At 51.3% G+C, this 13,823-nt stretch carries 12 protein-coding genes; all 12 read left to right on the top strand.

What is annotated here, in order from left to right; genetic code table 11:
• Window positions 1-112: 112 nt before the first annotated feature.
• The 12 genes from B5F29_RS08780 to B5F29_RS08725 all read left to right on the top strand — a co-directional run bounded on the left by B5F29_RS08780 (window position 113) and on the right by B5F29_RS08725 (window position 13,810).
• Window positions 113-1,414, top strand: a complete 1,302-nt coding sequence (locus B5F29_RS08780; protein ID WP_087154247.1) for a DUF512 domain-containing protein — start codon at window positions 113-115, stop codon at window positions 1,412-1,414.
• Between the two features lie 20 nt (window positions 1,415-1,434).
• Window positions 1,435-2,760, top strand: coding sequence for a ribosome biogenesis GTPase Der (der, locus tag B5F29_RS08775; RefSeq protein ID WP_087154246.1), 1,326 nt, complete (start codon window positions 1,435-1,437; stop codon window positions 2,758-2,760).
• 1 nt (window position 2,761) lies between these two features.
• Window positions 2,762-3,397, top strand: coding sequence for a glycerol-3-phosphate 1-O-acyltransferase PlsY (gene plsY, locus B5F29_RS08770; RefSeq protein ID WP_087154245.1), 636 nt, complete (start codon window positions 2,762-2,764; stop codon window positions 3,395-3,397).
• Between the two features lie 24 nt (window positions 3,398-3,421).
• Window positions 3,422-4,435, top strand: coding sequence for an NAD(P)H-dependent glycerol-3-phosphate dehydrogenase (locus tag B5F29_RS08765; RefSeq protein ID WP_087154244.1), 1,014 nt, complete (start codon window positions 3,422-3,424; stop codon window positions 4,433-4,435).
• An 80-nt stretch (window positions 4,436-4,515) separates the two neighbouring features.
• Window positions 4,516-5,202: a PspA/IM30 family protein gene (locus tag B5F29_RS08760; RefSeq protein ID WP_087154243.1), complete on the top strand. Its 687-nt coding sequence runs from the start codon at window positions 4,516-4,518 to the stop codon at window positions 5,200-5,202.
• A gap of 119 nt (window positions 5,203-5,321) precedes the next feature.
• Entirely contained in the window at window positions 5,322-6,449 is a 1,128-nt protein-coding gene (locus B5F29_RS08755) for a zinc ribbon domain-containing protein (protein WP_206414194.1), read from the top strand.
• Window positions 6,450-6,455: 6 nt separating this feature from the next.
• Window positions 6,456-7,436 (top strand): SPFH domain-containing protein, encoded by a 981-nt coding sequence (locus B5F29_RS08750; RefSeq protein ID WP_087154242.1) that lies wholly within the window; start codon window positions 6,456-6,458, stop codon window positions 7,434-7,436.
• A 53-nt stretch (window positions 7,437-7,489) separates the two neighbouring features.
• Window positions 7,490-8,380, top strand: a complete 891-nt coding sequence (locus tag B5F29_RS08745) for a homocysteine S-methyltransferase family protein (RefSeq protein ID WP_087154241.1) — start codon at window positions 7,490-7,492, stop codon at window positions 8,378-8,380.
• Entirely contained in the window at window positions 8,377-9,969 is a 1,593-nt protein-coding gene (locus tag B5F29_RS08740) for a CotH kinase family protein (RefSeq protein ID WP_087154240.1), read from the top strand. Before B5F29_RS08745 ends, B5F29_RS08740 begins: the two co-directional genes overlap by 4 nt.
• A 113-nt stretch (window positions 9,970-10,082) precedes the next feature.
• Window positions 10,083-10,622: an acetolactate synthase small subunit gene (gene ilvN, locus B5F29_RS08735; RefSeq protein WP_087154239.1), complete on the top strand. Its 540-nt coding sequence runs from the start codon at window positions 10,083-10,085 to the stop codon at window positions 10,620-10,622.
• Window positions 10,623-10,654: 32 nt separating this feature from the next.
• Entirely contained in the window at window positions 10,655-11,671 is a 1,017-nt protein-coding gene (gene ilvC / locus B5F29_RS08730) for a ketol-acid reductoisomerase (RefSeq protein ID WP_242955616.1), read from the top strand.
• A gap of 69 nt (window positions 11,672-11,740) precedes the next feature.
• The gene (locus B5F29_RS08725) at window positions 11,741-13,810 is read left to right on the top strand and encodes a hypothetical protein (RefSeq protein WP_087154237.1); all 2,070 of its coding nucleotides are present in this window, start codon (window positions 11,741-11,743) and stop codon (window positions 13,808-13,810) included.
• Window positions 13,811-13,823: the final 13 nt, after the last annotated feature.

Here is a 13,823-nt window from a genome sequence, read left to right as displayed (position 1 = left end):
ATTATATTTATAACATCAGAAGGGAAAGGCAGTCAACCCATATACGGAAGATTGCATTTTCAGCATAAATTTAGTATAGTAAGTACAGAACAAAGGTAAAAGGGAGAAGAGAATGGAGCAGAGAATTGTGTCTGTAGTGCCCGGGAGCATTGCAGAGGAAATGGAGATTGAGGCCGGAGACGTTTTGGTCTCTGTAAACGGGCAGATGCCGGAAGACGTATTTGATTACCGTTATCTGATCAATGAAGAACAGCTGCTGGTGCTGATCCGCAAACCGGACGGAGAAGAATGGGAACTGGAGATCGAGAAAGAATACGAGGACGATCTGGGGATTGAATTTGAGAATGGATTGATGGATGAATACCGTTCCTGCAGAAACAAGTGTATTTTCTGTTTCATTGACCAGCTGCCAAAGGGGATGCGGGAGACACTCTATTTTAAAGACGACGATTCACGGCTGTCTTTTCTTCAAGGAAATTATCTGACGCTGACCAATATGAGCGATCATGACATTGACCGGATTATCAGATATAAGTTGTCCCCTATCAATATTTCTTTCCATACTACGAATCCGGAGCTGCGGTGCCGGATGCTCCACAATCGCTTTGCGGGCGAAGTGTTCGGCAAGGTACGCAGGCTGAAAGAAGCCGGAATCGAGATGAACGGGCAGATCGTACTCTGTAGGGGCGTCAACGACGGGGAGGAGCTGGAGCGGTCGATCCGGGATCTGTCCGGATACATGCCGGAACTTCAGAGCGTGTCCGTGGTGCCGGTAGGACTCACCAGATACAGGGAAGGATTATATCCGCTGGAACCGTTTGAACGGGAAGATGCCCGCAGAGTACTGGACTGTATCCAACGGTGGCAGGAAAAATTTTTCAGGGAATTTGGAACTCACTTTATCCATGGGGGAGACGAGTGGTACCTTCTTGCAGAAAGACCGATGCCGGCAGAAGAGACTTATGACGGTTATCTGCAGCTGGAAAACGGCGTGGGTATGGTGCGTCTGCTGGATGAAGAAATTCGCGAAACTCTTTCACATATTGCGGGGGACGACAGAGAGCGTCATGTGACCATTGCAACAGGAAAACTGGCGGCTCCGATCCTGGAAGAACACATGAAAAAGATCCGGGAGAAATTCCCGCAAGTGAACGTTCAGGTGGCGGCTGTCGAGAACCGCTTCTTTGGAGAAAGAATCACTGTAGCGGGGCTTCTGACCGGGAAAGATCTGATCGGACAGCTGCAGGGAAGAGATCTGGGCAGCCGGCTCCTGATAACAGAACACATGTTAAAAAGCGGAGAGCCTGTTTTCCTTGACGACGTGACCGTGGAAGAACTGGAAAAAACTTTACAAATCAAAGTATCCATAGTAAAATCAGGCGGAAATGACCTGATTAGCAGTATTATAGAGTAACAGACAGAAAGAGGTAGTATATGAGCAGACCAATTGTTGCCATTGTGGGCCGTCCGAACGTGGGAAAATCCACGCTGTTCAACGCGCTGGCGGGGGAGAATATTTCCATTGTCAAAGACACGCCCGGCGTGACCAGGGACAGGATCTATGCGGACGTCTCATGGCTGAACCATAATTTTACCATGATCGATACCGGAGGAATCGAACCGGACAGCAGCGATATCATCCTCTCCCAGATGAGGGAGCAGGCGCAGATCGCCATCGATACGGCAGATGTGATCATTTTTCTGGTAGATGTGCGCCAGGGGCTGCAGGACGCGGATTCCAAAGTGGCGGATATGCTTCGCCGTTCCCGCAAGCCGGTGGTGCTGGTAGTCAACAAAGTGGACAGTTTCCAGAAATATATGGCGGATGTCTACGAATTTTACAATCTGGGGATTGGCGATCCGGTGCCGGTATCCGCGGCTTCACGCTTGGGGATCGGCGATATGCTGGACGAGGTGGTGAAACATTTCCCCGAAGATTCCGGAGAGGACGAGGAAGACGAACGTCCCAGAGTGGCCATCGTGGGCAAGCCCAACGTGGGAAAATCTTCCATCATTAACCGTCTGGTGGGCGAGAACCGGGTGATCGTGTCCGATATCGCGGGAACCACCAGGGATGCCATTGACACGGAGATCTCCCATGGGGGCAAAGAATATGTGTTCATTGACACGGCGGGACTTCGCAGGAAGAATAAGATCAAAGAGGAGCTGGAACGTTACAGCATTATCCGTACTGTGACCGCAGTGGAACGCGCGGACGTGGTGGTAGTGGTGATCGACGCGTCGGAAGGAGTGACCGAACAGGACGCGAAGATCGCGGGTATCGCCCATGAAAGGGGCAAGGGTATCATCGTGGCGGTCAATAAATGGGACGCCATCGAGAAGACAGACAAAACGATCTATGAGTTTTCCCGGAAAGTCCGTGAGACTCTGTCTTTTATGCCCTATGCAGAGCTTCTGTTTATCTCTGCGGTGACAGGACAGCGCCTGGCAAAGTTGTTTGAACTGATTGATGTGATCATTGAGAACCGCGCCATGAGGATCCAGACCGGCGTGCTCAATGAGATTATCACGGAAGCAGTCGCCATGCAGCAGCCGCCTTCAGACCGGGGACGCAGGCTTAAAATCTACTATGTCACCCAGGTGTCCGTGAAGCCGCCTACGTTTGTGGTGTTCGTCAATGACAAAGAGCTGATGCACTTTTCCTATACCAGATATCTGGAAAACAAGATCAGGGAAGCATTCGGCTTTAAGGGCACATCCTTAAAATTCATCATACGGGAAAGAAAGGAAAAAGAATAACATGGTACGCTTGGCTTGTCTGGCGATCGGATATCTGTTCGGGATTTTCCAGACCGCATATATTTATGGACGAATAAACGGGATCGATATCCGTGAATATGGGAGCGGCAACGCGGGAACTACCAATGCGCTGCGGGTTCTGGGGAAAAAGGCAGGGCTGATTGTGTTTCTGGGAGATGTGGCGAAGACGGTGCTGGCTGTGGTAGTTGTCAGAGTTTTGTTTGGGGCGACTCACACGGACATGCTTCCGCTTCTGGGTATCTATGCCGCAGCTGGCGCGATTCTGGGGCATAATTTTCCGGTACAGCTTGGCTTCAAAGGCGGAAAAGGGATTGCATGCACAGCGGGACTGATCGCTACACTGGGGCCGATCGTGATCGTGTTGGAAGCGTTGACGTTTCTGGTGACGGTAGCTGTTAGCAGATATGTTTCCCTTGGATCGATCCTGGTGGTTATTGAACTGGTAGTGTGTCTGATCGTGCTGGGACAAAACGGCTATTATGGTATGAACCAGGGGCATCTGATCGAATTTTATGTAGTGGCGGCTTTACTGGCTGCCATGGCGATCTACCGCCACCGGGCGAATATCAGCCGTCTGCTGAATGGGACGGAAAGCAAAGTTTTCCAGAGGAAATAAAATAAATAAAAGGAGAAGGTAACTATGGCAAAGATCAGTATTATTGGAGCGGGAAGCTGGGGAACGGCCCTGGCAAGGCTGCTTGCCGTTAACGGACATGATGTGGTTATGTGGTCGATTGTGGAGGATGAGATCCGTATGCTCCAGGAAAATCATGAACATTTGACGAAGCTTCCGGGAGTAAAGCTTCCGGATGACATCATTTTTACGACAGATATGGAGTGCGCGGTGAAAGGAAAGGATATACTGGTTCTCGCGGTGCCGTCTCCGTACACCAGAAGCACTTCCCGGACAATGGCACCCTATGTGAGTGAAGGGCAGATCATTGTCAGCGTGGCGAAGGGAATTGAGGAAAGCACATTAAAAGTGCTGGCGGACGTGATCAAGGAAGAGATCCCGCAGGCAGATGTGGCCGTGCTCTGCGGTCCAAGCCATGCGGAGGAAGTCGGAAGAGGAATTCCCACAACTGTGGTTGCCGGTGCAAAGACCAGAAAGACTGCGGAGTACATCCAGAATGTATTTATGAACAAGGTGTTCCGCGTCTATACCAGTCCGGATATGATGGGCATGGAATTGGGTGGAGCACTGAAGAATGTCATCGCGCTGGCCGCAGGCATCGCGGACGGCCTGGGCTGCGGAGATAATACCAAGGCGGCGCTGATCACCAGGGGCATTGCGGAGATGAGCCGTCTGGGCGTGGCAATGGGCGGTCATATTGAGACATTTAACGGCCTGACCGGGATCGGAGACCTGATTGTGACCTGCGCTTCCTGCCATAGCCGGAACCGGAAGGCAGGATATCTGATCGGACAGGGAAAAACGATGCAGGAAGCCATGGATGAGGTAAAAATGGTGGTGGAAGGAGTCTATTCCGCGAAAGCGGCAAAGATTCTTGCGGAGAAATATCACATTGACATGCCGATCGTGGAGGAAGTCAATCAGGTGCTGTTTGAAGGCAAGAGTGCGAAGGAAGCTATGACGGATCTGATGCTGCGCGACAAGAAGATCGAGCATCCGGAACTTCCCTGGGAAGCGTAACGGATTTTTCGTGACATAAGATGAGGAATGTATTATAATGAGTAGCAAATGAGCCGGTCGGCAGAAAAGGAGGGCACATAGTGGCAGGAATTATCAAACGGTTTGGGGATATCATGTCGGCAAACATCAATGCGCTTCTGGATAAGGCGGAAGACCCGGAAAAGATGATTGACCAGTACCTTCGCAACCTGGAAAGCGATCTGGGGAAGGTTAAGGCGGAGACTGCGTCTGTGATGGCTGAAGAGAGCCGCTGCAAGAGACAGCTGGACGAGTGTGCGGCTGATATTGATAAAATGCAGCGCTATGCGGAAAAAGCGGTGGTGGCAGGAAATGACGGGGACGCCCGCCAGTTTCTGGAGAAGAAACAGCTGCTCGCGGGAAAGCAGGCAGGACTTCAGCAGGCATACGATCAGGCGCATCAGAACGCGGTGAAGATGAAAGAGATGCATGACAAACTGATCAAAGATATCGGTGAGCTGAATGCCAGAAGAGATTCTATCAAGGCAAAAATGGCGGTAGCGAAGACTCAGGAACGACTGAATAAGATCGGTTCTTCCGTGGAGGGGGCCGCAGGCAATCTGTCAGCTTTCGACCGTATGGAAGAGAAAGCAAACCGTATGCTGGATGAAGCCAATGCCATGGCGGAACTGAATGCGTCCTCTGCATCGGACGATATCGACGATCTCGCTGCAAAATATGACGATCCGTCTTCCAGCCCTGCAGTGGATGATGAACTGGCTGCTCTCAAGGCAAAATTGGGCAAATAGGAAACAGCAGATCAAAAGCTGGCGCAAAATGGAAGAACCCGCCGGGTTTGACAGTTTTGTACCAGCTTTTCTTGTTTCAAGAATGACCTTGAATAATAACGAAAGAGGAGTCAGTTTCAGTGAGTGAAATATATTATTGTGAAAACTGCGGCGGGGTCATGGAGTTTGATGTGGCGAGTCAGGCGCTTAAATGCCCGCATTGCGGTACCATCAGGGAGATTCGGACTGATGGACAGAAAGTAGAGGAACACCGTCTGACCGGTTACGCGAAGAGAGAGATCCGCGCAGAGGAAAAACAGTCCACAACCATGCAGTGCCCGTCCTGCGGGGCTACGGTGGAAGTGGAGGCTACCAGTACGGCAAAGGAGTGCCCTTACTGCGGGACAGCATTTGTGCTGGCGGAAAAACAACTTTCAAACATTGTGCCGGATGGTGTGCTCCCGTTCAAGATTGACAAAAACCGGGTGGGAGAGATCTTTCGGAGATGGATGAAAGGCCGTTGGCTGGCGCCGGGAGAATTAAAGCATCTGTACCAGAAAGATAAGCTGCAGGGGATCTATATTCCGTACTGGACCTTTGACGCGGATGCAACGGCCGATTATGCGGCGGAAGGAGGGAAGAATCATCCCATAAGAGTCCGGAATGCCAAAGGAGTAGAAGAAACGCTGATGGAGATCCGCTGGCAGTCTACCAGAGGAAGAGTCGGCCGGTTTTTTGACGATGTTCAGGTGCACGCTTCTGATCGTCTGGATGACCGTCTGATCAGGGAGATTGAACCGTTTCATACCAAGGAAATCCCTCCCTATTCTCCGGATTACCTGTCCGGCTACAGTTCCGAAGTCTATACTGTAGATCTGGAGGACGCCCACCGTACGGCACGAACACAGATGGAGAGGGAACTGTATGCGCTGGCGGAGCAGGATGTGCTCCGCAGATACGATCATGTGAGGAACGTGAGACTGAACGCATCCTATCGGAGCGAAACTTACAAACACGTGCTTCTTCCGGTGTATGCTACGTCTTATCATTATAAAAAGCGGCAGTATACGGTGCTGATTAACGGGGAAACAGGAAGGATTCAGGGAGAATATCCAAAGAGTCCGGCAAAGATCGCATTGCTTGTTTTTGCTGCGGCAGTGCTGATCGGCGCGTTTTTCTTCCTTACCTCCGACCGGAGAGGGGACAGGTACGGGTATGAGACGCCGATATATGCAGAGGCAGAATACGAACAGATCAAAGAGGGGTGACAGAATATGGCTTTATTTGGAAATCAGTTTGCCAATGTGGTAGAATGGGAAGAATACAGGGATGACGTCCTTTTCTGGAAATGGAGCAATCGAGAGATTAAGAAAGGCAGCCGCCTGATTATCCGGCCGGGCCAGGACGCGATCTTTCTCTACAATGGAAAAGTAGAAGGAATATTTACTGACGAAGGGAGTTTTGACATCGAGTCTGAAATTGTGCCGTTTCTCTCTACGCTGAAAGGATTCCGGTTTGGCTTTAACAGCGGAATCAGGGCAGAAGTGCTGTTCATCAATACGAAAGAAGTGACAGTCAAATGGGGTACGAAAAATCCTGTCAATATGCCTGCGCCGGGACTTCCGGGCGGCATGCCGATCCGTGCTTTCGGCACGTTCTGCTGCAAGGTGTCCGACCATGCCGTGCTGATTGAAAAGATCGCGGGAGTAAAGCAGCAGTTCACGATTGACGATGTGAAGGAGCGAGTTGTGGCTATGCTGGATCAGCTCCTGATGAAATGGATATCAAAAGAAGGCAGGGATATGTTCAACCTGCAGGCCAATTCCTTTGACATCGCGAAAGGCATACAGGAGGATATGGATATGGAGATGATGAAGATCGGCATCGGCATCACGGCTTTCAATATCTCCAGCTTCAGTTACCCGGAAGAGATCCAGAAAATGGCGACGAAAGCAGCTTCTCAGAGTATGGTTGGAGACATGGGCCGTTATCAGCAGATGGCGATGATGGACGCCATGTCCAAAGGGGGCGGAGGAGGCACTGCGTCGGATATGGCGGGAATGGCCATGGGAATGGCCATGGGGCAGCAGATGGCTTCTCAGATGGGCCGGATGTACGGACAGAATACGGCGCAGCAGCAAGCTGCCCCGTCACAGGGGGCTGTCCCCGAGGGAGGATGCAAGTTCTGCCCGGACTGCGGGACGAAGACGGAAGGAATGAAATTCTGTCCCAACTGCGGCAGAAAACTGATGTAGACGGCACCTGGCCCAAGGCAGAGCCGGAAATCGAACAGGAAAGGGGATAGCGGATGACAAAAGAAAGATTTCATAAAATGACAGAACGAAGACCGTTGCTTCTGGACGGGGCGACCGGCTCTTATTTGAAGACAAAAGGAATGCCTGCGGCAGGCGTATGTACGGAGCAGTGGGCATATGAACATCCGGAAGCGGTGGCCGCTATGCAGAAGGCGTACGCGGATGCCGGATCTGACATTATATATGCGCCTACATTCGGCGCAAACCGTATCTCATTGGGCAACCTGCAGCTTCAGGACCGCACGGAAGAATGGAATCGTGTGCTGGTAGAGCGGACCAGACAGAATGTGGGAGACCGCGTGCTGGTGGCGGGGGACCTGTCGACCACCGGCCAGGCCATGGAGCCTTACGGTACGATGAATTACGATACTTTGCTGGACGTCTACCGGGAACAGATACAGGCTCTTTCCGGAGCAGGAGCGGATCTGCTGGTGGCGGAGACTCTGATTTCGGCAGACGAGGCCGTGGTAATCTGCGACGCGGCCAGGGAAATCTGCGATCTGCCGCTTTTAGTGTCTTTCACCTGCGAGGGGGACGGCAGCCTGTATCTGGGCGGCAGCGTCTATGAAGCGGCGGCGGCTATGGAAGCCATGGGGGCAGATGCAGTGGGAGTCAACTGTTCCGTAGGGCCGGACCAGCTGGGGGCAGTGATTGCCGGACTTCATGAGACTGTATCGATTCCTGTCATGGCAAAACCCAACGCGGGGATGCCTGTGATCACGGAGAAGGGCGAAGCGGTTTACAGCATGAAAGCAGAGGAATTTGCGCGTCATCTGGAACACCTTTATCAGTGCGGGGCGACGATCCTGGGCGGCTGCTGCGGAACGACGCCGGAGTATATCCGTGAAATAAAAACACGCTTACAGAAAGTGTCTGCAGTATGAGAAAAGGAATCGTTCTGGGGATAAGCATTCTCTTTCTGGGCTGTATATGCGCTTGGTTCGCGGCGCGGCAGCGGGGACAGGTGATGGAAGTTCCGGTAATATCGGAGGAGAAAGCTCAGGATCTGTGTGATACGCGGGCACCGTACGCACAGGATGAATCCGTGTCTCTTCAGATCAATGGAGTGCGCGCTGCTTATGTGACGGCTGAGGAACGCTATTATATTCCCAAAAACATGGAAGAAAGCTACTGGAAAGGGACGCTGAGCGCGTCCGCGGACGGGGAGAGCGTGTCTGTGGCATGGCTGGAAGACGTCATGTTCCGCGATATGGAAGAGGCTATCTCCGAAGAACATGAGTTCCGATGCCTGATTTACAGTGATACAGAATACGCATTTGTATCGGTATTGTTTACCGGGATGCCGGTGATGAGCATTGAGGGAGAGATGGGAGAGCAGGGGACCCGGATCGCGGTCTTTGACCCTGTGCTGAGCCTGAGCGGCGGATATCAGGTGGAGGAGAGCGCGGCCTATTATAATATTCGCGGAAACGCCAGCAAACGATTTGAAAAGCTGGGATACCGGGTGGAGTTCTTTTATGACGACGGAAGTGAGGGCAGGGATATATCGCTTCTGGGCATGCGCTCGGATAATGACTGGCAGTTAAAAGCTATGTACTCGGACCGGAGCAAACTTCGGGATAAGTTGTCCATCGAGTTGTGGAATGAGATCGCATCGCTTACAGAGACGCAGGCGGATGACGGGTGCAGGATGGAGTACCTGGAACTGATCATCAACGGAGAATATGCAGGCCTGTACGGTCTGGTAGAGCCGACTGATTACAAGTCGCTGGGGCTGGACAAGACCAGCGATCTGATCTATAAAATGGGCGCGGATGAATGGCCGGATGCCGAATTGTTCGAAGAAAGTGAAGCTGCCCAGTCTTTCACCTGCGGCGGCGTCAATATACGGCAGGCGGACAAAACGTATTATGACGGGATCTGGACCCCGTTCCGGACATTCTGGGACAGCGGTTACGAGATGGACTCGGAGGAAGATCTGGAGACGCTTTATGGCTGTATTGACCGGCAGAATTTCATTGCGTATCATCTGTACTACAACGCGATCGCCGGGATGGACAACCGGTTCAAAAATATTATCTACAGTACGGTCATAGGCGCGGACGGGAGCTATGTGATCCGCAGGATTCCGTGGGACCAGAATTATTCCTGGGGAGATGATTTTGAGACCGGAGACGATAAGAGCGTAAAAAATATCCGATACAATCCGGAACTGGCTACGCGCTGGCTCAATGAAGAAGTTTTCCGCAATATGATGGAATATGATGAGACATTGCCGGAAGACATGCAGGAAGTATGGAAGACATGGCGCAGTTCATTCCTTCAGGAGGATGTCTGGATCAATTACGCGAGAGAACAGATGGATTACCTCACATCCTCCGGAGCATTTGCCAGAGACAGCCGCAGATGGCCGGACAGTGAAAATGTGGAAGGGACAGAAGAGATCGAGGAATTCATCAATACCCGTTTCTCATGGCTGGACGGGTATCTGGAAGAACTGGCGCAATATTAATAATTGATGTAACAGTTCAGAACAGTTACTAATTGACAAAAATAACGTTCATTGCTAAAATATTTTGGTATAAAGCGCAAATACGAATATACAAACAGAAAGCAGGGGTAACTATGCAGAAAGTGGTTTTTTCGATTCTGGTAGATAACACATCGGGAGTTTTGAGCAGGATTGCAGGACTGTTCAGCCGCCGCGGCTACAATATTGACAGCCTGACGGTAGGAGTGACAGCGGATCCCCGTTATTCCAGAGCGACGATTGTTACCAGAGGTGACAATATTATTCTGGAGCAGATCGAAAAACAGCTGAATAAGCTGGAGGATGTGGTGGACATCAAGAGACTGGAGCCGGGACTTTCCGTGACCAGAGAACTCATGCTGATTAAGGTGCTCTGCAACGAGAACAACCGTCAGAATATTATCTCCATCGCGAATATTTTCAGGGCTAAAATCGTAGACGTTTCTATAGAATCTTTGATTATTGAACTGGTCGGAAGCCAGACCAAGCTGGAGGCTTTTCTTCGTATGCTGAAAGGCGTGGAGATTCTGGAGCTTGCGCGTACCGGTCTTACCGGCCTGTCCAGAGGAACCTTTGACGTGAAGATGTACGGCGAGGACGGAGAGCTGATCGACTACGATTTTACGCAAGAATAAGCAGACACATTACAATAATGGAGGACAAGACAATGGCAAAAATTTATTATCAGGAAGACTGTAATCTTTCGCTTCTGGAAGGAAAGACGATTGCGGTGATCGGATATGGAAGCCAGGGCCACGCGCATGCTCTGAATGCAAAAGAATCCGGATGCAACGTGATTATCGGTCTTTATGAGGGAAGCAAGTCCTGGAAGAGAGCAGAAGAACAGGGATTCCAGGTTTACACTGCAGCAGAGGCCGCAAAGAGAGCTGACATCATCATGATTCTGATCAATGACGAGCTGCAGGCTGCCATGTATAAAAAAGATATCGAGCCCAATCTGGAAGAGGGCAATATGCTGATGTTCGCGCATGGTTTCAATATCCACTTCGGTCAGATTGTTCCGCCGAAATATGTAGATGTGACCATGATCGCTCCAAAAGGGCCGGGTCATACTGTAAGAAGCGAGTATCAGGCAGGAAAGGGTGTTCCGTGTCTGGTAGCGGTTGAGCAGGATGCAACCGGAAAAGCTCTGGAGACTGCTCTGGCTTATGCCCTGGCGATCGGCGGCGCCCGTGCGGGTGTCCTGGAAACCACGTTCCGTACCGAGACCGAGACCGACCTGTTCGGCGAGCAGGCAGTGCTGTGCGGCGGCGTGTGCGCTTTGATGCAGGCAGGCTATGAAGTGCTGACCGAGGCAGGCTATGATCCGAGAAACGCTTATTTCGAGTGTATCCATGAGATGAAGCTGATCGTGGATCTGATCTACCAGTCCGGTTTCGAGGGTATGAGATACTCCATTTCCAACACGGCAGAATACGGCGATTATATCTCCGGTCCTAAGTTGATCACGGAAGAAACGAAGAACACCATGAGAAAAATGCTGAAGGATATCCAGGACGGTTCCTTCGCGAAAGAATTCCTTCTGGATATGTCTCCGGCAGGCGGACAGGCTCATTTCAAGGCTATGAGAAAACTGGCTTCCGAGCATCCGTCAGAGAAGGTAGGAAGAGAGATCCGCAAGCTGTACAGCTGGAACGGCGAAGACAAGCTGCTGGATAACTAAGAGAAAAAGAACGGAGGGGGCTGCTGCAAAGTGTTTGCGGCAACCCCCTTTTTCAGGAGGGTCAAGGACTTGGGTTTGAAAGGTTACAGACTTACCGGGAAACAGTTAAAGTGTTTTCTCATACTTTTTCATCTGCTGGCTGTGGCGTACGCGGTTGTATTTTTGCATCCGTATTATGGGTCTAACGATGAATTTACGCTGGCCTCTATAGCATCCGGCGCTTATGGAAGCATGAGCTGGTATTTTATCTATCTGCACAGCGGTCTGGGCTGGCTGATAAAATTATTTTATCTGCTGATTCCTTCGTTGAACTGGTATACCATCATCATGTATGCGATGATCTTTCTTTCTCTGACGGCGATAGGCTTTGTCTGGATAGAAAGATCGGAGCGGACAGGAGTGATCCTTGCAGTACTGCTGATCATGGCGTCTCTTCAGCCTCTGTATGTGGAGATGCAGTATACGAAGACAGCGGCTGCCGTAACCGCAGCCGGTTACGTGCTTCTTCTGGGACAGAGAAATGAAAAAGGAAAAGTCCTGCGGTATGTGCCGGGGATCCTGCTGCTGCTTCTGGGGAGCTGGATCCGTTTTGAATCGTTTGGAATGGTCAGCTTGCTGGCCTTTGGCCTTTGGCTGGTCAAAGTAAAGGACGCCTGGAAGGAAAAAGACTGGAAAAGGTTTCTGATGAGAGACTGCCTGCCCTGTGTATTTGCTTTTGCGCTGGTATTCGGGAGTATTGCCGCGGAAAACCTGCTGGTCTATACGCCGGGAAGTCCGCAGGAGCATTACCGGCGATATGACGAAGCCCGTCAGGCGCTTCTGGACTACGGAGTCCCGGAATGGGATGAATATCAGGAAGAGTATGAAGCGCTGGGGCTTACCAGAACGGATTATCTCAATCTGGAGAACTGGCTGATCGCGGATTCTGACCGGTATACGGCGGATGTGTATGAAAGCATCATCGCATTTCGGCAGGACCGTCCTTTCCAGTGGGAGTATCTGGCCGACTATCTGGTTAACCTGGCGACGAAGCCGCTTTTCGTACTGAGCGCGCTGATGGCGGTATTCTGGTTCCTGTTTTCCATGGGGAGAGGGCGGCAGAGAAACTGGATCGGCATGTGCTGGCCCTTTGTGGCGCTGCTGGGCATCTACCTGTATTTCATCAAAATTTACCGGGTGCTTCCAATCGTGGTGACGGCGTGTCTTCTGGCCGTGCTGGCCTTTGTCTGGACCTCGGCTTTGCCGGAACTGTCCCTGCGCTGGGAGGAAAGACTGTCCGGCCGCAGATTCCTTGCCGGAGGACTTGCCGGGGCGGTTCTGACGGGCGGTATCTGTGTGCATATGCTGGTGTCTCCGGTTTTCTTGCCGGCCGTGCAGGATTCGGAGGCCAGTATGGCTTTCCGGGAACTGTATGACACAATCACGGCGGATAAAAAAGTATATTATGTGTTCGATCCGCTGACCAGCAACGGGATGGAGCTGGGTTATTCCATTTTTGAAAAAGTTCCGGATAACTACCTGACGAACGTATTTACCCTGGGAGGATGGGAGACGGAGTCTCCGCAGGTGGTGGAGAACCTCTGGGCCTATGATGAGAGCAATCTGATGACCTCGCTGTACACCAGCGACCGGTCGGTGCTGATCTCCAATACGCTGCTGGAGCACCTGATGCTTCATCTGGATTCTACCTATGAGGGATTGTTTCTGACTTATTCCAAAGTAAACCAGATCGGCAATTTTGACCTGTACACGCTCAACTACCGTATGTCCAATCTGAAAGAAGACTATACGTATACGGCTTCTCTGGACCGCACTTATACTGCGGAAAACGAGCGCTATGATGTGATCGAGGCGACTGTGGACATGACACCGGAAGAACTGGAAGGCAAGAGCGTATTTCTCTGGATGGAGAGCGTGGAGAGCGGGAAACAGAGGATGTACCAGGGCACCTGGCAGCAGCAGGACGAGAACGGACTCTATTCCCTGCTTTATGATACGGATCTGGAGGATACCGATCAGGTGAGATTCATGATCCCCAAAATGAGTTTCCGGCTGGATGACCGTTATATCGTGCATGTGGTGATCCGGGATACGGACAGAGGAACGAAGATCGCGACGGAAAATAATCTATATCAGTAAGGACGGAGAAAGC

This window comes from Lachnoclostridium sp. An196 (assembly GCF_002160135.1).
GTDB classification, from domain to species: Bacteria; Bacillota; Clostridia; order Lachnospirales; family Lachnospiraceae; genus Hominiventricola; species Hominiventricola avistercoris.
The sequence above is the reverse complement of the archived record's forward strand: the minus strand, read 5'-3'. Positions and strand labels throughout refer to the sequence as shown.

Excerpts from the sequence above, each read along its gene's own strand:
- plsY (WP_087154245.1), top strand. The coding sequence starts at position 2,762 with ATGGTACGCTTGGCTTGTCTGGCGATCGGATATCTGTTCGGGATTTTC.
- B5F29_RS08745 (WP_087154241.1), top strand. The coding sequence starts at position 7,490 with ATGACAAAAGAAAGATTTCATAAAATGACAGAACGAAGACCGTTGCTT.
- B5F29_RS08750 (WP_087154242.1), top strand. The coding sequence starts at position 6,456 with ATGGCTTTATTTGGAAATCAGTTTGCCAATGTGGTAGAATGGGAAGAA.
- der (WP_087154246.1), top strand. The coding sequence starts at position 1,435 with ATGAGCAGACCAATTGTTGCCATTGTGGGCCGTCCGAACGTGGGAAAA.
- B5F29_RS08740 (WP_087154240.1), top strand. The coding sequence starts at position 8,377 with ATGAGAAAAGGAATCGTTCTGGGGATAAGCATTCTCTTTCTGGGCTGT.
- B5F29_RS08765 (WP_087154244.1), top strand. The coding sequence starts at position 3,422 with ATGGCAAAGATCAGTATTATTGGAGCGGGAAGCTGGGGAACGGCCCTG.
- ilvN (WP_087154239.1), top strand. The coding sequence starts at position 10,083 with ATGCAGAAAGTGGTTTTTTCGATTCTGGTAGATAACACATCGGGAGTT.
- ilvC (WP_242955616.1), top strand. The coding sequence starts at position 10,655 with ATGGCAAAAATTTATTATCAGGAAGACTGTAATCTTTCGCTTCTGGAA.
- B5F29_RS08780 (WP_087154247.1), top strand. The coding sequence starts at position 113 with ATGGAGCAGAGAATTGTGTCTGTAGTGCCCGGGAGCATTGCAGAGGAA.